General features: G+C 55.0%; 18 protein-coding genes and 1 pseudogene. 8 read left to right on the top strand and 11 right to left on the bottom strand.

The annotated features are described in order from the left end of the window. Positions 1 to 136: 136 nt before the first annotated feature. Entirely contained in the window at positions 137 to 409 is a 273-nt protein-coding gene (locus tag WFO64_RS05650; RefSeq protein WP_337009742.1) for a DUF1471 domain-containing protein, read from the bottom strand. Between the two features lie 254 nt (positions 410 to 663). Between WFO64_RS05650 and narQ the strand changes: the two genes are divergently transcribed. The 6 genes from narQ to WFO64_RS05620 all read left to right on the top strand — a co-directional run bounded on the left by narQ (position 664) and on the right by WFO64_RS05620 (position 8,685). After that, positions 664 to 2,352, top strand: a complete 1,689-nt coding sequence (gene narQ, locus WFO64_RS05645) for a nitrate/nitrite two-component system sensor histidine kinase NarQ (RefSeq protein ID WP_337009740.1) — start codon at positions 664 to 666, stop codon at positions 2,350 to 2,352. 137 nt (positions 2,353 to 2,489) lie between these two features. Further along, the gene (locus WFO64_RS05640; RefSeq protein ID WP_337009738.1) at positions 2,490 to 3,119 is read left to right on the top strand and encodes a response regulator; all 630 of its coding nucleotides are present in this window, start codon (positions 2,490 to 2,492) and stop codon (positions 3,117 to 3,119) included. Positions 3,120 to 3,286: 167 nt separating this feature from the next. After that, on the top strand, positions 3,287 to 6,403 hold the full coding sequence (gene acrD / locus WFO64_RS05635) for a multidrug efflux RND transporter permease AcrD (RefSeq protein WP_337009737.1): 3,117 nt from the start codon (positions 3,287 to 3,289) through the stop codon (positions 6,401 to 6,403). A gap of 573 nt (positions 6,404 to 6,976) precedes the next feature. After that, positions 6,977 to 7,345 carry an ArsC family reductase gene (locus WFO64_RS05630; RefSeq protein WP_337009736.1) on the top strand — a complete coding sequence of 123 codons (369 nt, stop codon included), beginning with the start codon at positions 6,977 to 6,979 and terminating at the stop codon, positions 7,343 to 7,345. A gap of 1 nt (position 7,346) precedes the next feature. Beyond that, a complete protein-coding gene (gene dapE / locus WFO64_RS05625; protein ID WP_337009735.1) occupies positions 7,347 to 8,474 on the top strand; it encodes a succinyl-diaminopimelate desuccinylase in 1,128 nt (375 codons plus the stop codon). 22 nt (positions 8,475 to 8,496) lie between these two features. Continuing rightward, on the top strand, positions 8,497 to 8,685 hold the full coding sequence (locus tag WFO64_RS05620; protein ID WP_003848800.1) for a YpfN family protein: 189 nt from the start codon (positions 8,497 to 8,499) through the stop codon (positions 8,683 to 8,685). Between the two features lie 31 nt (positions 8,686 to 8,716). Here the strand turns inward: WFO64_RS05620 and ypfH are convergent, their stop codons facing one another. The 6 genes from ypfH to dapA form a co-directional block, all read right to left on the bottom strand. Further along, positions 8,717 to 9,397: an esterase gene (gene ypfH, locus WFO64_RS05615; protein WP_337009733.1), complete on the bottom strand. Its 681-nt coding sequence runs from the start codon at positions 9,395 to 9,397 to the stop codon at positions 8,717 to 8,719. A gap of 73 nt (positions 9,398 to 9,470) precedes the next feature. Continuing rightward, complete coding sequence (locus tag WFO64_RS05610; protein WP_337010507.1) at positions 9,471 to 11,453, bottom strand: tRNA(Met) cytidine acetyltransferase TmcA; 1,983 nt, start codon at positions 11,451 to 11,453, stop codon at positions 9,471 to 9,473. Beyond that, positions 11,453 to 12,319 carry a KPN_02809 family neutral zinc metallopeptidase gene (ypfJ, locus tag WFO64_RS05605; protein ID WP_337009731.1) on the bottom strand — a complete coding sequence of 289 codons (867 nt, stop codon included), beginning with the start codon at positions 12,317 to 12,319 and terminating at the stop codon, positions 11,453 to 11,455. Before ypfJ ends, WFO64_RS05610 begins: the two co-directional genes overlap by 1 nt. Positions 12,320 to 12,449: 130 nt before the next feature. Next, on the bottom strand, positions 12,450 to 13,163 hold the full coding sequence (purC, locus tag WFO64_RS05600; RefSeq protein WP_337009729.1) for a phosphoribosylaminoimidazolesuccinocarboxamide synthase: 714 nt from the start codon (positions 13,161 to 13,163) through the stop codon (positions 12,450 to 12,452). A 145-nt stretch (positions 13,164 to 13,308) separates the two neighbouring features. Then, positions 13,309 to 14,340: an outer membrane protein assembly factor BamC gene (bamC, locus tag WFO64_RS05595; RefSeq protein ID WP_337009727.1), complete on the bottom strand. Its 1,032-nt coding sequence runs from the start codon at positions 14,338 to 14,340 to the stop codon at positions 13,309 to 13,311. 14 nt (positions 14,341 to 14,354) lie between these two features. Continuing rightward, on the bottom strand, positions 14,355 to 15,233 hold the full coding sequence (dapA, locus tag WFO64_RS05590; RefSeq protein ID WP_337009725.1) for a 4-hydroxy-tetrahydrodipicolinate synthase: 879 nt from the start codon (positions 15,231 to 15,233) through the stop codon (positions 14,355 to 14,357). 143 nt (positions 15,234 to 15,376) lie between these two features. Between dapA and WFO64_RS05585 the strand changes: the two genes are divergently transcribed. Both WFO64_RS05585 and bcp read left to right on the top strand, forming a co-directional pair. After that, on the top strand, positions 15,377 to 15,958 hold the full coding sequence (locus tag WFO64_RS05585; protein WP_337009723.1) for a glycine cleavage system transcriptional repressor: 582 nt from the start codon (positions 15,377 to 15,379) through the stop codon (positions 15,956 to 15,958). Positions 15,959 to 16,113: 155 nt separating this feature from the next. After that, positions 16,114 to 16,581 (top strand): thioredoxin-dependent thiol peroxidase, encoded by a 468-nt coding sequence (bcp, locus tag WFO64_RS05580; protein WP_337009721.1) that lies wholly within the window; start codon positions 16,114 to 16,116, stop codon positions 16,579 to 16,581. A gap of 90 nt (positions 16,582 to 16,671) precedes the next feature. Here the strand turns inward: bcp and WFO64_RS05575 are convergent, their stop codons facing one another. The 4 genes and pseudogenes from WFO64_RS05575 to WFO64_RS05555 form a co-directional block, all read right to left on the bottom strand. Next, the gene (locus WFO64_RS05575) at positions 16,672 to 18,237 is read right to left on the bottom strand and encodes a sensor domain-containing diguanylate cyclase (RefSeq protein WP_337009719.1); all 1,566 of its coding nucleotides are present in this window, start codon (positions 18,235 to 18,237) and stop codon (positions 16,672 to 16,674) included. A 349-nt stretch (positions 18,238 to 18,586) separates the two neighbouring features. Then, positions 18,587 to 18,860 (bottom strand): annotated as a pseudogene (locus tag WFO64_RS05565) (LacI family DNA-binding transcriptional regulator); the annotation flags it as partial. A 124-nt stretch (positions 18,861 to 18,984) separates the two neighbouring features. Then, positions 18,985 to 19,593, bottom strand: a complete 609-nt coding sequence (locus tag WFO64_RS05560; protein WP_337009717.1) for a DsrE family protein — start codon at positions 19,591 to 19,593, stop codon at positions 18,985 to 18,987. Between the two features lie 31 nt (positions 19,594 to 19,624). Continuing rightward, positions 19,625 to 20,230 (bottom strand): DsrE family protein, encoded by a 606-nt coding sequence (locus WFO64_RS05555; RefSeq protein WP_337009715.1) that lies wholly within the window; start codon positions 20,228 to 20,230, stop codon positions 19,625 to 19,627. Positions 20,231 to 20,977: the final 747 nt, after the last annotated feature.

Here is a 20,977-nt window from a genome sequence, read left to right as displayed (position 1 = left end):
TTCTGCAAGAACGAAGCAAAATATACCGGGCAGATGCACAGGCTGATTTGTAAGAATCCATCCTGATGCACAAAAACAAAAAAACCGGCCATTTCAGGCCGGTAAAAGCTACAGGGATGGAAACAGGAGGGCTGGGTTAGCGATAAATCTCTGCGGTGCCGCTCCACAGGCTGGAGTCGCCTGGGTTATCGACACCGATAACGCGGTAATGGCTGGCGCCCATTTCTTCCGCTTTTTGCGACAGCTGACGATTAGCATCGTCCAGTGAGCCACGAACGCCGGAGACCGACACGCTGCCGATGCTCTGCATACTCTGCGCCTGCGACCGATCCACTGGCGCGGCGGCGAAAGTGGCAAATGAGGCGGTAGCCAGTAATGCACCCGCCAGTACTGCATTCAGTTTTTTCATTGGATGCTCCTTAATCTGTAATCGGGGTTGAGCTAATGACTGAACGAATTATTAGCGCTGCAATGAAAAGCAACATCGGGGCGGTGTAAAGCTGTTCCTTTTTTAACCGTTCAACAGTAGCGTGTCCTGGGAACTGTCAATTGCGGTCATTTTGTGTGCGATAGGTAACCTCCTGTGAAATAAACAGGGGATTGATCATTTGCGTTACGTTACTGGGCTCCTATAATTCCCACATTCTTATCAGGGCCATTAATGTGATTGTTAAACGTTCCGTTACTCAAAGCATCGCTCAGGCGCTCAGCGCTATTGTCCTGCTGTCGCTGATCACCACCGGGCTGGCATTAGTCACGCTACTCAGCAGTCATCGCGACGCGGAGGCGATCAATCTGGCGGGTTCACTGCGCATGCAAAGCTATCGCATGGCCTGGGATGCCAGCCGTCAGCAGCAAAACCTGCCTCATCATCTGGTGCTCTTTCAGCAAACACTGGATGCCCCAGCGCTGCAAAAACTGAATCGGCCCTGGGTACCGCTTGAAGTGAGCGTTCGCTATCAACGACTGCGATCCGCCTGGCCTTCGCTACAGCAGCAGCTGCAACAGGTTGATACCGTGGCATACCAACAGCAGGTTCCCATTTACGTCGGTGAAATCGATCGCTTTGTGCTGGGTCTGCAACGCTATACCGAGTTGAAAATGCATCTGGTAGCCATCAGCAGCCTGGTCGGTGTCATTGCGATTGTAGCGCTGGCACTGATGACGATTCGCTTTACCCGACAGCAGGTAGTGCGGCCACTCAATGCGCTGGTCACTGCCAGTCGCTACGTCGAGAGCGGCAACTTTGCTTTTCCGCCGCTTCATGTTGAGCAGCAGAATGAACTGCGGGTGCTGTCTCATGCCTTTAGCGGCATGGCGGCACGTCTGCATTCGCACTATCAGCTGTTGGAAAGCACGGTACGCGCCAAAACGGAAGATTTAACCCAGGCTAATCGTACGCTGTCACTGCTGTATCACAGCTCACAGATGCTGACCGCCAGCCCGCTGCATCCGGACCTGTTTGAAGCGGTGTTAACCAATGTGCTGACACGCGAGAAACTGACGGCGATCTGGCTCGACAGCGACCAGTTTCAGTTCCGCGCCGGTGATGATCAGGCAATGGGTCAGTGGCAACGCCTGCCGTTACAGCAGGATGAGCAACAGATTGGTGAACTGCGCTGGCAGACGCCGGGTGCCTCTCCGCCGGATGAGCTGATGCGCAGCCTGGCGGCAATGCTGGGGCGCTCTCTCTGGATCTGGCAGGCACAGCAGCAGTATCAACAGATGCTGCTGATTGAAGAGCGCGCCACCATTGCCCGCGAATTACATGACTCGCTGGCGCAGTCGCTTTCCTTTTTACGCATTCAGCTGACCCTGCTGCGCCGCACCGTGGATAAGGAGGACAGGGCTGCCCATACCATTATCGCTGACTTCGATCAGGCGCTGGCCGATGCCTATCGCCAGCTGCGCGAACTGCTGACCACCTTCCGTCTGACCATCGATCAGGCAGATCTGGTGGCGGCGATGCAGGCGATGATCGCCTCGCTGCAGGAAAAGAGCGGCGCAGAGATACACTTTAACTATCAGAACGGCCTGCTGAGTCTGGAGGCACAACAGCAGGTGCATGTGTTGCAGATTGCCCGGGAGGCGCTGCTGAATGCGATTCGTCACGCCAGTGCCCAGGTAATTCTCGTGGATTATCAGCACAGTGAAAAAGGTGACCACTTACTGACGATTACGGATGATGGGGTGGGGATTAACAGCACGGATGAACCGCCGGGCCATTACGGCCTGACCATTATGGCGGAACGCGCCCAGCGTCTGAGCGGCAATCTGACCATCCACGCCGGGCAGGGTGGTACTCGGGTTGAGCTGCGCTTTCCAGCGCAACCGGCGCGCCCGCTGGAGTAATGGGCCAGACCAGATCTTAACTTATTAAAATAATCCCTCGGCCTCAGATTGCAGAATGGTCGGTTCAGCATCTGGTGATGCCGGTAAGCCAACCCCTCAGATCTGCCTTAGTCTGAAACCGATCAAACGGAGAAAATATGCAACAGCCCGCGTTAACATTGATGATTGTGGATGACCACCCGCTGATGCGCCGCGGTGTGCGTCAACTGCTGGCACTGCATCCCCGACTGGAGGTGATTGCCGAAGCCAACAACGGTACTGAAGCACTGGCAGAGGCCCGCCGACAGGAACCCGACATCATTCTGCTCGATCTGAATATGAAAGGCATGTCCGGGCTGAATACGCTCAAGGCGCTGCGCCACGAAGGGATCAGTTCGCGCATCCTGGTGCTGACCGTCTCAGATGCCCGCAGTGATATTTTCGCCATGGTGGATGCGGGTGCCGATGGCTATCTGCTCAAGGATAGCGAGCCGGAGATCCTGCTGGGACATATCCTGCAGGCATCGCGTGGCGAAAAGGTCTTCAGCGAAGGGGTTGCCAGCTACCTGGTTAATCGCCAGCACAGCGCCGATCCCCTGCGTCAGCTCACCGAGCGCGAGCGCGATGTGCTACAGGAGGTGGCGCGCGGCCTGTCGAATAAAGAGATCGCCGCCATTCTGCATATCTCTGAAGAGACGGTAAAAGTGCATATCCGTAACCTGCTGCGCAAGCTGGATGTCCGCTCACGCGTCGCCGCGACAGTAATGTGGCTTGAAAGCCGCAAATAGCCAACGAATTTACATTTTCTCCTCAATTTCTCCACGATTTCCTCCGCTGCCACACGTAGAGTAAATGGCGGCGGAAAATCGTGGCAAAGCCCCTCCGATTTTTCTGCCAGTGCGCCCGTTGCCGGTCGGCCCGACCGATTATAAAAGTACTGAGGAGTGTCGATGTAATGTCGAATTTCTTTATCGACCGCCCCATCTTTGCCTGGGTTCTGGCGATTCTGCTCTGCCTGTGTGGCACGCTTTCGATTATTTCGCTGCCTATAGAACAGTATCCCGATCTGGCCCCGCCCAATGTGCGTATCACCGCTAACTATCCGGGTGCATCAGCCGAGACACTGGAAAACACCGTCACCCAGGTGATCGAGCAGAACATGACTGGCATCGATAATCTGATGTATATGTCCTCCAACAGCAGCAATACCGGCCAGGCGCAAATCACCCTCACCTTTACTGCCGGGACCAATCCTGATGAAGCCCGCCAGCAGGTACAAAACCAGTTGCAATCCGCCCTGCGAAAATTGCCGCAGGCGGTACAATCGCAGGGCGTGACGGTCAACAAAACCGGTGACAGTAATATTTTGATGGTGGCCTTCGTCTCTACCGATGGCAGCATGGATAAACAGGATATTTCAGACTATGTCGCCAGTAATATTCAGGATCCGCTAAGCCGTATTGATGGTGTTGGCCAGGTTGATGCTTACGGCTCGCAATATGCGATGCGCATCTGGCTCGATCCCAACAAGCTGATCGCCTACTCACTGACCACCGACGATGTGGTCAGTGCGATCCAGTCGCAGAACACCCAGGTTGCCGTGGGTCAGGTCGGTGGCCTGCCGTCGGTGGAGAAACAGGCGCTTAACGCGACGGTTAACGCCCAGTCGATGCTGCAGACCCCTGAGCAGTTCCGGGCCATAACTCTGAAGAACAATCCTGATGGTTCCGTGGTGACACTGGGCGATGTGGCTAGCGTGGCGCTGGGCGCGGAGAAATATGATTATCTGAGCCGCTACAACGGCCAGCCCGCCTCAGGTCTGGGCGTGAAACTCGCGTCCGGGGCCAACGAAATGAACACCGACAAGCTGGTGCGGGCGCGCATTGAGGAGCTGTCTCACTACTTTCCGCACGGTCTGGAAGCGAAAATCGCCTATGAAACCTCCCCTTTCGTTAAAGCGTCGATTACGGATGTGGTGAAAACGCTGCTGGAGGCGATTGTGCTGGTATTTGGCGTGATGTACCTGTTTATGCAGAACTTCCGCGCCACCTTAATTCCTACCATTGCCGTGCCGGTGGTTCTGTTCGGCACCTTCAGCGTGCTCTATGTCTGCGGATTCAGCATCAATACCCTGACCATGTTTGCCATGGTGCTGGCAATCGGGCTGCTGGTGGATGATGCCATCGTGGTGGTAGAAAACGTTGAACGTATCATGCATGAAGAGGCGCTCTCGCCGCGTGCCGCCACGCGAAAATCGATGGGCCAGATTCAGGGTGCACTGGTCGGTATCGCACTGGTGCTTTCTGCTGTGTTTGTGCCAATGGCGTTTTTCGGCGGTACCGTTGGTGCTATCTATCGTCAGTTCTCTATTACTATTGTCTCGGCGATGGTGCTGTCGGTACTGGTGGCGATGATCCTGACGCCGGCGCTGTGTGCCACGCTGCTAAAACCCGCGGCTCCGGGCGAGCAGCATGAACGGCGCGGCTTCTTCGGCTGGTTCAATCGTCACTTTAATCGTAATGCTGACCGCTATGAGCGCGGGGTAGCGGGCATCCTGCGCAAGGGGGGGCGCTGGCTGCTGCTCTATCTCGGCATTATCGGCCTGATGGCCTTTCTGTTTCTGCGTCTGCCGACCTCGTTTCTGCCGCTGGAAGATCGCGGCGTCTTCCTGACTCAGGTTCAGCTTCCGGCAGGCGCAACGCTTGCGCAAACCGCCAGCGTGGTAGCGAAAGTCGAACACTATTATCTCACTGAGGAGAAAGCCAACGTGCTGTCGGTCTTCTCCACCATCGGCGCAGGCCCAGGCGGAAATGGACAGAACGTGGCGCGTCTGTTTGTGCGGCTTAAAGATTGGGAATCGCGACCCGGGGCCGATCGCACCTCGTTCGCGATTATTGATCGCGCGACAAAAGCATTTCAGAAGATTAAAGAAGGTCGGGTGATTGCCAGCAGTCCACCCGCGATCACCGGCATGGGCAGCAGCTCCGGCTTTGACCTGCAACTGCAGGATCACGCTGGTATCGGTCATACCCAACTGATGGCAATGCGCGACAAACTGCTGGAGATGGCGGGCAACGACAAGGCGCTGTCGCGGGTACGACACAATGGACTGGATGACAGCCCGCAGTTACAGATCGATGTGGATGCACGTAAAGCGCAGGCGCTGGGCGTGTCACTTGATACCATCAACGACACTCTGACCACCGCGTGGGGCTCCAACTATGTAAATGATTTCCTGGATCGTGGCCGGGTGAAAAAGGTCTATGTTCAGGCCGCCGCCGAATTCCGCATGCTGCCAGATGACATCAACAAATGGTATGTGCGCAACAGCAGCGGCAAAATGGTGCCCTTCTCCGCTTTTGCGACCAGCCGCTGGGAGACCGGTTCGCCCCGTCTTGAACGCTACAACGGCTATTCGTCGCTGGAGATTGTCGGTGAAGCAGCCAACGGCGTCAGCAGTGGCTCGGCGATGGATGAGATGGAAAAACTGGTGAATGCTCTGCCGCTGGGCGTCGGGTTCCAGTGGACCGGTGCTTCTTATCAGGAGCGGCTCTCCGGTTCGCAGGCACCGGCGCTCTATGCGATTTCGCTGCTGGTGGTGTTCCTCTGCCTGGCCGCGCTGTATGAGAGCTGGTCAATCCCATTCTCGGTGATACTGGTGGTGCCGCTGGGCGTGTTGGGAGCGCTTATCGCCACCTGGGTACGTGGGCTGGAGAATGATGTCTACTTCCAGGTTGGCCTGCTGACGGTGGTGGGGTTATCCGCCAAAAACGCCATCCTGATTGTGGAATTTGCTAATGAGATCAACAGCAAAGGACGTGAACTGGTGGAATCCACGCTTGAGGCCTCGCGTCAGCGTCTGCGGCCGATTCTGATGACCTCACTGGCCTTTATCTTTGGGGTACTGCCGATGGCAATCAGCAGCGGTGCAGGTTCTGGCAGCCAGCACGCCGTGGGAACCGGCGTGATGGGCGGGATGATCTCCGCCACGCTGCTGGCCATCTTTTTTGTGCCGCTATTCTTTGTGCTGGTGCGTCGTCGTTTCCCGCTCAAAGAGAAACCGCACGATTAAAGCCAAATAAAAAGCGGCCACTGGTAACAGTGACCGCCTTATTTCTGTGTGTGGTAAGAATTCCAGCAAGCGGGATTGTCCTGCTTTTCTCTTAGCGTATTACTTGTTGCGTAACATCGCTTCGATAAATTCTTTCCAGGTTCCCATTTCAGTGTCAATCATAATGCCCTCTCTTATTGTGCTGGCAATACTACGTCTTTTTTTTGGTCAGGTGAATACGTTTACACCTGTTATATCTATCGGCGTGCGCAATAAAAACATGAATCTTGCTGTTTATGCAAGCTGACGCACATTTCAGCAACCCCTTAAGCTGATTGAAAATAATTTTTTTAAGCCCAGCGGTAGACTCTTTTATCAGCATGGCGAAATTCTTAATAACTCAATGATGAGCAAGGTAATGATTGCCTGCGAAATTGATAGCGGTTACCCGATGAGAAATGATTGTCATTACGACATGATATTTGGTCTGATTCCCGCGCCCGGGCAGATGCCGCAATGGATCACACTATGCTAAACTCGCGCCTTGGCTGCTTTTTCAGCTTTTACTTCTTACAGGACAATAAGGATCGGTCAATGAGCACGCAGTGGGTGATGTTCGGCATTAAAAATTGCGACACCATAAAAAAAGCCCGGCGCTTTTTAACAGACGCAGGCGTTGTTTATCACTTTCACGACTACCGTGCCGATGGCCTGACCGATGCCCTGCTGCAGGAATTTATCGATGCGCTGGGTTATCAGGCCCTGCTTAACACCCGCGGCACCACCTGGCGTAAGCTGCCCGAGACTGATCGCGAAGCGGTTACCGATGCCAGCAGTGCCAAAGCGCTGATGCTGGGGCATCCCGCCATGATTAAGCGTCCGCTATTGCGCGCCCCGGATGGCTCCCTGCTCGCCGGTTTCAGCGAAGCCACCTATCAGAATGCTATCCAGGAGAAGTCATAATATGTTTTGCCCGGTCATTGAGCTGACGCAGCAGCTTATTCGTCGCCCCTCTCTCAGCCCCGATGATGCCGGATGTCAGGCTCTGCTGATCGCCCGTCTGGAAGCCATTGGCTTTAAGATTGAAACGATGAACATCGACGACACCCTGAATTTCTGGGCCACCCGTGGCGAAGGTGAAACGCTGGCGTTTGCCGGTCATACTGATGTGGTGCCACCTGGCGATGCCAGCCGCTGGATTAACCCGCCTTTTGAACCCACTATTCGCGACGGGATGCTGTTTGGCCGCGGCGCTGCCGATATGAAAGGATCGCTGGCAGCCATGGTCGTGGCTGCCGAACGTTTCGTTGCCGTGCGTCCCAATCACAAAGGGCGACTCGCCTTTATGATTACCTCCGATGAAGAGGCCAGCGGTACCAACGGCACGGTTAAAGTCGTTGAACGGCTGATGGCGCGCCGGGAAAGACTCGACTATTGCCTGGTTGGCGAACCTTCCAGCACTGAAGTGGTGGGTGATGTGGTGAAAAATGGCCGACGCGGCTCGATCACCGCCAACCTGACGGTACACGGTGTGCAGGGCCACGTCGCCTATCCGCACCTGGCGGATAATCCGGTCCACCGGGCGATGCCCGCCCTGAACGACCTGGTCGCGACAGAGTGGGATCAGGGGAATGAGTTCTTCCCGGCTACCAGCATGCAGATAGCGAACGTCCAGGCTGGCACCGGCAGCAACAACGTGATCCCCGGCGAGCTGTTCGTGCAGTTTAACTTCCGCTTCAGCACCGAACTCACCGATGAGATGATTCGTCAGCGGGTCACAGAGCTGCTGGATCGTCACCAGTTGCGTTACACCATTGAGTGGAAACTCTCTGGTCAGCCCTTCCTGACCACGCGCGGTAAGCTGGTTGATGCCGTCGTGAAAGCTGTAACGCACTATAATGAAATTAAGCCGCAACTGCTGACCACTGGCGGAACCTCCGATGGCCGGTTTATTGCCCGGATGGGGGCGCAGGTGGTGGAACTGGGGCCAGTGAATGCCACCATTCATAAAATCAATGAGTGTGTAAAAGCCTCCGACCTGCAGATGCTGAGCCGGATGTACCAACGCATCATGGAACAACTGATCGCCTGACGGCGTTGTTAAGGAGCAGCAAATGGAATTTATTAAAGATTACTGGTGGATCCTGGTGATCCTGCTGATGGTTGGCGTGCTGATGAACGTGTATAAAGATCTGAAACGCATCGATCACAAAAAATTTATGGATAATAAACCTGACCTGCCGCCGCATCGTGATTTCAATGATAAATGGGATGACGACGACAACTGGCCGAAGAAGAAGTAAACGAAAATGCCCCTGTCATGCAGGGGCATTTTTACATCATCACGATAACATCATCATCGCCGGGTTTTGCCCCGTTAAACGCCTCATCAAAGTAGCGTTTGGGCACCGTGTAGCGCAGATGATTCAGCGCCAGTTCCATACTGCGATGATCGATGGCATGCGCCAGATCGTCAACAATATCCAATGTGACATCGCCACCGCTGGCCGTCAGCCGCTGCTCCGCCTGCTGCGCATGGTGCAACGGGATGTGTTCATCATAATCACCGTGGATCAGATGAATCGTGGTGCGGGTACTGGCTTTTTCCGGCAGGGTAATAAACCGGCCGTTAAACACCACGGCACGGCTCGCCAGATCAGCATGGGCTTTAACCCCTTCCAGCACCATACTGCCGCCCTGCGAAAAGCCGATCAAGGCTGTGGCTTCCGGCCGTACACCGCTCTTTTTTTGCCAGTGGCGTACAGACTCAACAAATTGCGGCATCGCCGCATCAACCCGCTGCTGGATGGTCTGATCATGCAGGTCGGTTTCGCCGAACCACTGACGACCCGCACCAGGTGAGCCAACGGACACCACCAGCGCATCGGGAAACGTTCTGGCAAACCAGCTGCCAATCTCACCCATTGAATCCGGGTTATCGCCAACGCCATGGTAGAGCAGAAACAGCAGTGCTGTGGTAGCAGGCTGTTGAACGATTACATATTTCAGTGTCATGTTGACCTCCTGTGTTCACTCTACGCCGCCTGGTACAAGATGATATTAGGATTATTTGAACCAGCTGATCGAATTATTTCAACGGCAGATGCAGCAAGTCCGCCTCAACGCCCAGGGTGTGAAGGGCTGTCGCCGCCTGCTGACGCAGCGCCGCGATCAGCCCTTTGCGTCCGCTCACTCCCGCCTGCTGTGCCAGTGCGTTTAGCGAGTTGGGTGAGGCAACTGCCGCCGCCAGCAGCGTTACGGGCGCGTCACTGGCCTCCATCAGACGCTGCAACACCGGCAGGCTCGCCTCCAGTGGCCGCTGCGCCCAGGCAAAGCCCGTCGCCAGATGGATATCCTGCGCAGTCAATCCGTCATCAGCAACCTCATCAAACTGCAGTTCCAGCGCAATAGTGTGGCGCAATAGCGGCCAGTCACGCGCCAGCTGTTGTACCGCCCGGCGCTGCAATGCTTCGCCCGCAGCAGAACAGGGCAACATGGCCATCGCCGCATAACAGCCACTGCTGGCTTCACGCTGACTGCCAATACGCACCAGGCTAAAGCCACAGGCGCGCCAGAACGCCCACAGAGACTCAGTGTAGCCGAAGCTGACCGAGAGATAGTCGTGTCCGGCCGCCGCACTGAACGCCGCTGCAACAAGCTGCTTTCCGGTTCCCAGTCGACGGCTCTCCGCCGCTACGGCAATCCGGCTGACACGCAGCGACCGCAATGTTGCCGCCTCAGCCAGACCCGCGTGCGCCGCTAGCGACTGCGCCACCAGATTCCCGCGGGGACGCCGGGTACCCGCCCAGACCGCCTGTGCCAGTGCAGGTTCAAGCCCCCCCTCTTCCACCAGCCAGAGCGCGCCCTGTAACGCCGGCGCATCGCCCGCCCGCCACAGATGCATACCGGGTGCATCCAGCAGGCGGCGTAGATCAAGCGGCGAAGTACGGTAGTGAGCGCTGGTCAGCAGACGATACGCGGCCTCCAGCGCGCTGAAATCATGGCGCGCAACAGGATGCAGCGTGGCCGGGGAGTTGGGTACGGTCGTTACGGTATCGTAAAACAGCAGCGCCTGATTCAGCCACTGCTCCAGCGGATCGAGACGCGACCAGCGTAGAGGCTCATCCAGCGTGAAATAGTGTGGATCGGCAAGCCCGTCACAGAATTTAAGGATAAATCCGCGCCCGCTTCCTTCGTAGCCCTGCACGGTGGTGGTGAGCAACACGCGGGGATATCGGCTGACCAGCGCCTGCAGCAGCGGTGCCGGGATCGCCGCCGCCTCATCCACAATCAGCCATGCCACCGCAGGCGGCGTCTCCAGCGCCAGCAGCGCATCCGGTGCCATAAAATGAAAATGATCAGCAGCAAAGGCGGCCAGCACGTCCGTTGAGGCTTTGGCCGGAGCCGTCACCAGACACTCTCTATTCTGCCGGGCCAGCATGCCCGCCAGCGCCGATTTGCCGCGTCCGCGGGCGGCGGTCAGCACCGCGACACCCGATGGCAGCGTCATCAGCTGATCGAGTGTCGCCTGCTGCTGCTGCGATGCCTGACAGTGCCACGCTGGCCAGTCCGGCTGCGCAGGAATACGGCATGGCTGATGCTGCCGCTCCAGCAGCACCTGGTCATCCGCCAGGATCAACTTTTGCAGATGGTGAACAAAATGAGGCGTTGCGATGGGTTCCGCGACATCCGCCCAGCGCAAGCTGTCGGCATCAGGCTGCTGCGACCACGTTTCCCAGGGCGGCACCAGCAGTAACAACCAGCTACCCGCAGTAAGCGTGCCAGCCAGCGCAGCGAAAGCGTCGGCATGAAAGCCCTGTCGGGCGTCGAAAATGGCATGATGAAATTCACGGCCCAGCAGCGTGCGTACCGCACCAGGCTGCCTGTGCAGGCCAGGCGCTTTATGCTGCCCCGGAAACAACGGCTCCGGGCTTAGCTCCAGCCAGTCACCAGTGAGCATTTCACGCCACTCCGCAGCCCGTACTAAGCACCAGGCCGGGTCGCCGCTGATCACCGCCAGACGACGCACACCGGCCTCCTGCATAAGTTGTGTAGAGTGCTGCAGGTTCATCAGTTGCTGGCGAAGGTGTTGCACTGCCCTGGATCGCCACCCTCAAATCCGCGTTTGAACCAGGTGTAGCGCTGCTCAGAGGTGCCGTGGGTAAAGCTGTCTGGCACTACGCGGCCCTGACCTTTCTGTTGCAGACGGTCGTCACCAATCGCTTCAGCGGCATTCAGCGCTTCCTGCAGGTCGCCAGCTTCAAGGATGTTTTCCTGCTGCATATAGTGCCCCCACACACCGGCAAAACAGTCCGCCTGGAGTTCCATTTTGACGGAAAGCTGGTTGACCTGTGTCTGGCTGGCGCCCTGCTGCATTTCACGCACTTTCGGTTCAATACCCAGCAGTTTTTGTACGTGGTGGCCAACCTCATGCGCTACAACGTAGCCCTGGGCGAAGTCACCGCCCGCGCCGAGTTTGGTTTTCATCTCGTCATAGAAAGAGAGGTCGATGTAGACGGTCTGGTCGGCAGGACAGTAAAACGGCCCCATCACAGACTGTCCGGTTCCGCAGCCGGTGCGGGTCGCGCCGCGATACATCACCAGCTTCGGCGCCACATACTCTTTGTGCATCTGCTGGAACAATTTGCCCCAGGTATCCTCCGTGGTGGCCAGGATCACCTTAGTAAATTTCGCAGCCTCATCATCATTGGCGCTGACGCTGCGCTGTTGCTGCTGGCTGGTCGGCGCCACGTCACCCCCCGTCAACAGTGCGGTCAGGTCGTAACCATAATAGCCAGCAACCGCCACTATAATCAGCAGCACGATACCGCCTTTGCCACGTGGCAGACGAATCTGGCGGCCTCCTCCTCCAAAACCGGACGATTGATCGCGACGGTCCTCTACATTGTCGCTTTCGCGACGCCCTTGCCAGCGCATGCTGTACTCCCTCAGACGTTTTCAGATGGCATGATTTTAGTTGTGTGACGGAGCAATCACCAGCTTTACACCAAAATGAAAAAGGAGAGCCTCGGCTCTCCTTTTTCTTCTTTCTGTGCTGCAGGTATACTCAGTCGAGTTTTACGCCCAGCCGCTGTGCCACCGCTTCATAGGCTTCGACGACACCGCCAAGGCTCTGGCGGAAACGGTCCTTATCCATTTTATCCAGCGTCTCTTTGTCCCACAGGCGCGCACCATCTGGCGAAAACTCATCGCCTAGCGTCACTTCGCCGTTAAACAGACCAAACTCCAGTTTGAAGTCGACCAGAATCAGACCCGCGTCGTCGAACAGTTTGCTCAGCACCTCGTTGGCTTTAAAGGTCAGCTCCTGCATCCGCGCCAGGTTTTGCTTGCTGACCCAGCCGAAGGTTTCGCAATAGGATTCGTTGACCATCGGGTCATGCTTTGCATCATCTTTCAGGAAAAGATCAAACAGCGGCGGATTGAGCACAATACCCTCTTCCACACCCAGACGTTTTACCAGTGAGCCTGCGGCGCGGTTGCGTACCACGCACTCTACCGGCACCATCTCCAGCTTTTTCACCAGCGCTTCGTTATCTGACAGCAGTGCTTCCATCTGGGTCGGGATACCCGCTTCCTGCAATTTGGTCATAATGAAGTGGTTAAACTTGTTGTTAACCATTCCTTTGCGATCAAACTGCTCGATTCGGGCGCCATCACCTGCTGACGTATCGTTGCGGAATTCGAGTATCAGCAGATCCGGGTTATCGGTGCTGTATACGGTTTTCGCTTTACCGCGATACAACTCAGCTCGCTTTTGCATCTTATTCACTCCAGACTTGAAATAACGGGTGTTCAGCAGCCAGTGCCACTGCGGCGATTGCTTTGACGCAATCGTTTACTTCGCCGCGCGCTATTATGCCAAAAACAAAATAAAAAGGCCGGAGAATCTCCGGCCTGAGGCAACTTTATTTGTTCAGCGCCGCCTGGAACACGGCTACCAGCGCATCGTTCTGTGATTGGGTCAGCACATGCCCTTTCGGGTCGATGAATTGCAGACTGGTGCGGTTGTCGAGATCACCCACCTGCACTTTGTAATCACCGTTTGGCAACTCCGGATCTTTTGCGCCGATCTCATCCCAGTCGCCGCTGCTCAGTGACTTGTAGGTCACCTTCATGCTGCCGGTCGAGCGGGTGGTGTCGGTCACTTCCATCCCGATGCGTTTCATCGCATCTGGCAAACGCTGCCATGCCACATTGAATGAGGTTCGCAGGATCAACAACGGCAGGCCGGTGTCATCTGCGCCGCTCTGCACATCAACAGCGCCATTCACCCGACCGGACGCCGCGTTTTCACTGGCCGTATCAATCTTGTCCATACCGGTGCTGATGTCATTCAGCATCTGCGCGGTATAACGCTGAATCTGCGCAGGGGAAGTAATGGTTTTACCATCCTGCTGCAGCTCCAGCAGGCGGACCGTTAACAGCTGCTGGTAGCTCTGCGCCTGCACGCTGATCTGGTAGCGGCCACGATACTGCTGATCTTCATCAGCACGGTTCCACTGTACCCAGTCGGTGGTCAGCTGCTGTCCGGCGTCATTGCGTGAGGCAATCGGAAACTTGTAGGACTGCACCACGTTAACGACCTGCGACCAGACCGAGCCACGGCTGTTATCAATCAGCAGTGCGCCGGTATTGTTGCTGTACTGCGCGCGGGTGCCATTCATTAGTGCCAGCGGCTGGGCTGGCGGACGAATGTCAAGCTGCTTACCGGTCGGTGCCTGACTGACGGTGCGCGGCACATCGAAATCACCACGCTGTATCGGCAGAATCATTCCGGCAGGCGCTTTCAGTTCATGTAATTCACTGGCTTCAAGATAAGATTCGTCACCGCTGACCTGGCGCTTATAACGCTGATCGCTCGAACAGGCCGACAACAGCATCAGAGTGGACAGTCCCACCACTGTGGCTACGGCTGACCGCTTTACTGAGTAATTCATTTAAACTCCCTAAATTATCGCAAACCCGCTTTCACCAGCGCCTGCTCCACTTTCGGCTGGCCGGCTGCAGTCAGTGGCGTCATTGGCAGACGCAGCGTGTCGTTAGCGATTAATCCTAGCTGTTTCGCAGCCCATTTCACCGGGATAGGATTGGGTTCACAGAAAAGCGTCTGGTGCAGGTGCATCAGACGCTGATTCAGGCGGCGTGCCTCAACGAAATTGCCCTGCTGTGCGAGTTGACACAGTTCGGCCATCTCACGCGCAGCCACGTTCGCCGTCACCGAAATGACGCCCTTGCCGCCCAGTTGCATAAAGTCCAGTGCAGTAGCGTCATCGCCACTCACCAGAATGAAATCTTCATTAACCAGCTCTTGGATCTGGCTAACCCGCGATAAGTTCCCGGTCGCCTCTTTGATTCCGATAATATTTTTTATTTCGGCCAGACGGGCAACGGTTTCCGGCAGCATGTCGCAACCGGTACGTGAGGGAACGTTATACAGCATCTGTGGCAGGCTGGTGCTATTAGCAATCGCTTTAAAGTGCTGGAACAGCCCTTCCTGCGTCGGACGGTTGTAATAGGGCGTCACGGTCAGGCAACCGACAACCCCGGAATTTTCAAAACGCTTAGTCAGAGAGATGCCTTCAGCAGTGGCGTTGGCACCGGTTCCGGCAATCACCGGAATACGACCATCGGCCAGTTCCAGGGTCAGCATCACCACATGGCCGTGTTCTTCATGGCTCAGGGTGGCAGATTCGCCTGTAGTACCGACGGAAACGATCGCCGCGGTGCCGCTGGCGACGTGATAATCAATCAGTTTTTTCAGACTCGACCGGCAGACATTGCCGCTGTCATCCATTGGCGTAACGAGTGCAACAATACTTCCCGTAAACATTGGCGATCCCCTCGACAAACAAGTGCTTCATGGTACGTTTTACACTTAGGGAAAAGCAAGCAAGCCACGCCATTCCCGCGCTTGTCAGCAGTTTTTTTTATGTTTACCTTATGGTTATTAGCGAAAGCAGAGGAAAAGCCATTTTGCCGCAATCTCAGCCCCATCATCTGGTGATCACCGCACTCGGTGTTGACCGTCCGGGTATCGTCAACACCATCACCCGACACGTCAGCAGCTGCGGTTGCAATATTGAAGATAGCCGTCTTGCCATGCTTGGGGATGAGTTCACCTTTATCATGCTGCTGTCGGGCAGCTGGAACGCGATCACGCTGATTGAATCGACCCTGCCGTTGAAAGGGGCAGAGCTGGAACTGCTGATCGTCATGAAGCGCACCAACGCCCGGCTCCGTCCGCCAATGCCCGACACCGCATTTATCCAGGTTGAGGTAGCCGATTCGCCACATATTATTGAGCGCTTTACCGACCTTATCGATAAGCATCAGATGAATGTGGCCGAACTGGTGTCGCGCATCACACCTGGGCAGCACGATTTGCCCCCCACACTCTATATTCAAATGACGGCCCATAGTCCCACGCGGACCAGTGGCACTACGTTCGAACAGGCTTTTAATGCCCTGTGTCAGGAGCTGAATGCCCGGGGGACGCTGCGTCTCTACAGTGTGTCAGACGCTGACAGCAGCGAATCTGTCAGCGCAGTGCGCTAAGCTATGTTCAATAAACCGGAGTTATTTCTCCACATTACTGGCACCTGAGTGATCGGCTATGTGGTGAAATACCCCCTGATGGTAATTTTCCCTCTGGCTGTTTCTGTCCGGATGGTGTATTACCCACAGCCTGAATAAGAAAATGGAGAGATGTGATGAATCCACTGAAAGCCGGTGATACCGCACCCGCATTTAGCCTGCCCGATCAGGATGGCGAACAAGTGAATCTGACCGACTTCCAGGGACAGCGCGTTCTGGTTTACTTCTACCCGAAAGCGATGACGCCAGGCTGCACCGTCCAGGCGTGCGGTCTGCGTGACAATATGGATGAGTTAAAAAAAGCGGGCGTGGAAGTGCTGGGCATCAGCACCGACAAACCGGAAAAACTGTCGAAGTTTGTCGAAAAAGAGCTGCTGAACTTTACGCTGCTCTCGGATGAAAACCATGAAGTCTGCCAGGCGTTTGGCGTCTGGGGTGAAAAAACGTTTATGGGAAAAACCTACGACGGTATTCATCGCATCAGTTTTCTGGTAGATGCAGAGGGCAAGGTCGAAAAAGTGTTTGATAACTTTAAGACGTCGAACCATCACGACATGGTGCTGGATTACGTCAAGTCAGCCTGATGTTGAGGGGCACGGCAGCCTACCGCCGCGCCCTGCTTATCTCTCCCTTCCCTGGACGTTTCCCGTTATAAACACCCTGGCTATGCGCGATTAAGGTGTGGCAACGAAAACGCAGTCACGCCCGCCCTTCTTCGCTTGATAAAGCGCTGCATCCGCCTGTTTTAAACTGCCTTCCAGGCCTGCATCCTGCGAACCGTTCCATGTTGCTACGCCGATAGACAAGGTAATTCGCCCCACGTCGGTGAGCCAGGCTTCTGCAATGCCCAGCCGCACGCGCTCCGCAATGATCTGCGCCTCATCCAGTGCCGTTGCCGGCAACAGCATCAGAAACTCCTCTCCGCCGTTGCGACACACCACATCAGACTGACGGGCGCTGGCGCGCAGGGTGCTCGCGACCTGCTGAATCACCCGGTCGCCCACGTCATGGCCCCAGTTATCGTTGACGTTTTTGAAATGATCGATATCAAGCGCAAGCACCGAGAAAGGCTGACGCAGCGTGCGGTAGTACTCAAGCACAGCGTTAAGACCACGGCGATTCAGCAACTGGGTCAGCGGATCGGTCTGCGCTTCCGAGTTAAGACGACCAATTTTGTCCTGCACCAGCCCAATGCCGGTGAGCAACGCGCGCTTGACCTGCGCCGCCTCAAAATACCAGGCACTGATGCCGCCAATCTCTTTTGAGACGCCCTGCGCATCCATCCGGCTGGCTTTACGGGCCAGCTGGAATAATGGCCGGGCAATCAGCCGCGCCAGCACCAGCGCTACCAGCAGGGTCAGCAGCGCGAACGGCACCGAGTTTTTCAGGACTTTCATTAACAGACCCGAAAGCGGATTCAGCGTGACGTTAATCGGCTTCAACGCGACCACCGTCCAGCCGGTGGTCGGCACAATGGCAAAGCCCGCCAGCTGAGTTGACTCACCTGGACCCGCAAGCATCAGCGATCCGTTGGTCTGCTCATCACGCGGACTGACGATGGCGGGCAGCACTTTACCAATCAGGTGACGATTCTGGTGGTACAACACTTCATTATTACTGTCGAGTACATAAACCGTGGTGCCATCCCGGTGGAATTGTTCCCCCAGCAGTGCATTCAGAATGCTTTTTTTCTTCAGATAGATAGTGCCACCAATGTAGCCCAGGTAGTCGCCCTCGGGACTCCAGACTGGCCAGGAGACAAACACCAGCAGATTATTGGCTGCAGAAAGCGTCGGTTTACTGATGATCGGCTGCCGCAGGGTCAGCGCTTCACGTGAGGCATCGCTGGTAAGGTGCATTCCCTGAAACGTCAGTGACTCGGGTGAAATCGCTTTAATCGTGCCCTGCTCATCCACCACGGCGACCGAGTTGAAACTGGTGGTCTGCTCGCGCAGGCGATTGACTTCACGCCTGAGCAGCCCCGCATTATTAAAGTCATGGCTTAGCTGATTGGCGCTGTAGTGCAATTGTGACTGCGCCAACTGGAAGAAAATTTCACTGGTTGAGGCCAGTTTGGCGGCATAAGCCCGGTTAGCCTCAAGCGTAGTGTCAATCAGCAACTGGCGCTGCACCCGCCAGGTGGCGTAAAGCGTATTCGCGAGCGTAATAACAATGCTGACAATCACCAGCAGGGCGATCAGATTGCGCAAATCGGCCTTTGGCCGAAAGAGCTTTAGCAATGGCGTCGCCGTCCTGAAGAAGAATGTCATGTCATAAATGCCTGATTATTTATCTTAATGTGTGCCAGAAGCCTTGATATCCGGGCCTAAGTCTACACTGTGTCGGCATTTTTGAGCAGCATTAAGACAAATTTCACCCCGCTGCATGTAGATTTGGCTGGCACTAATCGATTAAACCCTGACTAGTATAAAATGGCCATGGGCCCGAAAAGTGGCCAATCGCGCACTGATGCGTGAGCATACCCTGCAGGGGTTGCCAGCAATGGAGTAAAAAGCCGGACGGCTCCAGAATAAAGTGAGCCGGCCCCTCGGGATGCAGATCCAGTGCCACCTGATGCGATCGCCCAGTGCCATCGCCTGCCAGACGAGCCTGTTGCTCCATCGTCTGTAATTGCAGGGCAAAAACCGGATTGAGTAAGGAAGGCAACCGTACACCCAGCGTGGTGGAGTGTCGGGTGCGGAGCTGATGGGCAATATGATTCGGCCGGAAAGCCATCTGTTCCGAGGCGCTAAGCACCTTTTGCCGCGTGGCAGGTTTTAGCAAATGAGGATCAGAAAAGGGCACGCGCAGCGGTTGCGCGGGAGGCCGCTGCCAGTCTGGCTACGCTGATTAAATCGGTCATAACTGCCCCGATTATCGTCAATGAAATCGATCTCATTGCGACCAAAACGAGCGGCGTTATATGACAGGCCTATCACGGGACCATGACTGCAGGTGACAGCGGCAGTGACGCCGCTGACGGGGAATTAAAGCATCAGGAAGGCGTAACCACTGTTTTCCAGGGTGGCAACGGTGGTGCCACTGGAGATGGTGTGTGTCACCATTGGGTCAATCCAGTTGCGCTCAAGCTGATGAAACGCCACTGACTGGTCGCAGATAGTGACCTGAACGCCCGCTTTTTTCAGCTCACTGATCAGCTTCAGGTTGGGGTTATCGACGCCGTAGGCTTTGCTGAACTGGTCATTATTCAGGGCTGATGAAACCGCGTCGCCGTTAATCGATACCACAAATTTAAGCTGGTCGAGTGGCACACCCGCTGCATAATAGAGATTGGTGACGCGTGCCACGCGCTCCAGACCGAGATTCGGCTTACGAATATCCCCTTCACTACGGTTAATCTGGAAAACGATTTTATTACTCAGACCCGCTGTTGTGCCGGGTTTAAATGCGGGCGTATCGACATAATGTATTTTGCCGTAGCCATCAATTGCTGGCGTACTCCAGAAATCAGCAGGCTCGGCTTTATTATCCGCCATTTTACCGCTGACCTTATCGAATAATTCTGGCAACTGTAAAACATTGCCTCCTATAAACCCCGCTACGGCTGCCATCACAACTAAAGCTGCTGGACGCATTCACTCTTCTCCTGATCGTTTAAAATGTAATTTACATTGCCAGCCACGCGTACCCCTGATTTTGCAGCGTTGATACGGTGGTCGGACTGGAAAGCGCATGTACCACTGATTTATCAATCCAGTTATTGGGATAGTGATGAAATGCCACAGACTGATCGCAGACTGAGACTTTCACTCCCGCCTGATTTAGCGCATTAATCAGCTTCAGGTTTGGATTTTCGATGCCATAAAAGTTTTTAAAATGGGCATTGTCCAGCATGGCCGGCGTCGCCTCGCCGGTGACCGAGACTACAAATTTCAGTTGATTGGCCGGGATGCCGGAAGCGATATATAAATTCACCACGCGCGCCACACGTTCCAGTCCCAGATTGGGTGCGGTCATCGCACCGTCGCTTCGGGTAATCTGGAAAACAATTTTATTGCTCAGGCCCGCCACCGGTTTAAAAGCGGCGTCGGGCTCATAATGAATTTTGCCGTAGCCTTGAATCGCGGGTGTACTCCAGAATCCGGCGGCTTCTTGTGGCTCGGTGGCAAAATGGCGTGTCACTTTGTCATAAATATCGCCACTCTGTGTGACAGCCGCGCCAACAACTCCGCCAATAATGGCGATTAACGCGTATGAAACAGCTGAACGCATAACACTTCTCTCCGGAATATAATGTCTGGCAGATTCAGGACTGAATCAGGTCGGCTATCTATATCACAGCGCAGACGTAATTCTCGCCTGTGTAAATTCAGGTCAGCGCGCCGCTGATAACCGCTGAAATTATCCACCGAAAAAATTAATCGAAAAATTTCATCATGTGGGGAAAACAGTCTTGTCGTGAATGGACCTGACTATTTCGCCTTTTATCTTGTTTGCTGCACATAGTCGGAAAAAATAACCTCCAGGCTTTACTGGAATCAGTGAAATAAATGCGGCAATCACGATTTAATTTATCAATGAGGGAGAAGTATTAAACCGCGCAGGTAGGAGAGTTTTTTCAGAGTAAGCCTGGAAAAATGCGTGCCACATTCAATTTTTTTGAGTGAATTTACATAACTTTAAAAAAAGAAGCTCACCCCCTTCAGAAGCCCGCCAGCAGATTCTGCTTTATTCCACCGATGCGCATCAGGAATAAAGGAATAAGCAGCAACTTTACCGCTGACGACCCCGGCGATACTCTGCCGGATTTTATTCGTTTAACTGCGGTTTAAGTTGGCAAAATAGTCAATTTTTTTCGCCATAATTGAGGATGTTACACAAATCACCACCGGGCGTTTGCCAGAAAACGACATTTCTTTCTTTTGAGGCTCTGGTTAAGATAGTCACGAACCGTCGTTATCCGCGAAAAAGGGAACATTCCCGCTGCGCACCTGTCCATTTCAGGGCCTCTCTACAGGA

The organism is Pantoea sp. AS142, assembly GCF_037152305.1.
Classification (GTDB): domain Bacteria; phylum Pseudomonadota; class Gammaproteobacteria; order Enterobacterales; family Enterobacteriaceae; genus Pantoea.
Note: the sequence above shows the minus strand (reverse complement) of the source record. Positions and strands in the feature narration are given on the sequence as shown.

Excerpts from the sequence above, each read along its gene's own strand:
- bamC (WP_337009727.1), bottom strand. The coding sequence starts at position 14,340 with ATGAATTACTCAGTAAAGCGGTCAGCCGTAGCCACAGTGGTGGGACTG.
- dapA (WP_337009725.1), bottom strand. The coding sequence starts at position 15,233 with ATGTTTACGGGAAGTATTGTTGCACTCGTTACGCCAATGGATGACAGC.
- WFO64_RS05555 (WP_337009715.1), bottom strand. The coding sequence starts at position 20,230 with ATGCGTTCAGCTGTTTCATACGCGTTAATCGCCATTATTGGCGGAGTT.
- purC (WP_337009729.1), bottom strand. The coding sequence starts at position 13,163 with ATGCAAAAGCGAGCTGAGTTGTATCGCGGTAAAGCGAAAACCGTATAC.
- WFO64_RS05560 (WP_337009717.1), bottom strand. The coding sequence starts at position 19,593 with ATGCGTCCAGCAGCTTTAGTTGTGATGGCAGCCGTAGCGGGGTTTATA.
- acrD (WP_337009737.1), top strand. The coding sequence starts at position 3,287 with ATGTCGAATTTCTTTATCGACCGCCCCATCTTTGCCTGGGTTCTGGCG.
- WFO64_RS05630 (WP_337009736.1), top strand. The coding sequence starts at position 6,977 with ATGAGCACGCAGTGGGTGATGTTCGGCATTAAAAATTGCGACACCATA.
- WFO64_RS05620 (WP_003848800.1), top strand. The coding sequence starts at position 8,497 with ATGGAATTTATTAAAGATTACTGGTGGATCCTGGTGATCCTGCTGATG.
- WFO64_RS05640 (WP_337009738.1), top strand. The coding sequence starts at position 2,490 with ATGCAACAGCCCGCGTTAACATTGATGATTGTGGATGACCACCCGCTG.
- dapE (WP_337009735.1), top strand. The coding sequence starts at position 7,347 with ATGTTTTGCCCGGTCATTGAGCTGACGCAGCAGCTTATTCGTCGCCCC.
- WFO64_RS05650 (WP_337009742.1), bottom strand. The coding sequence starts at position 409 with ATGAAAAAACTGAATGCAGTACTGGCGGGTGCATTACTGGCTACCGCC.
- WFO64_RS05610 (WP_337010507.1), bottom strand. The coding sequence starts at position 11,453 with ATGAACCTGCAGCACTCTACACAACTTATGCAGGAGGCCGGTGTGCGT.
- ypfH (WP_337009733.1), bottom strand. The coding sequence starts at position 9,397 with ATGACACTGAAATATGTAATCGTTCAACAGCCTGCTACCACAGCACTG.
- ypfJ (WP_337009731.1), bottom strand. The coding sequence starts at position 12,319 with ATGCGCTGGCAAGGGCGTCGCGAAAGCGACAATGTAGAGGACCGTCGC.
- bcp (WP_337009721.1), top strand. The coding sequence starts at position 16,114 with ATGAATCCACTGAAAGCCGGTGATACCGCACCCGCATTTAGCCTGCCC.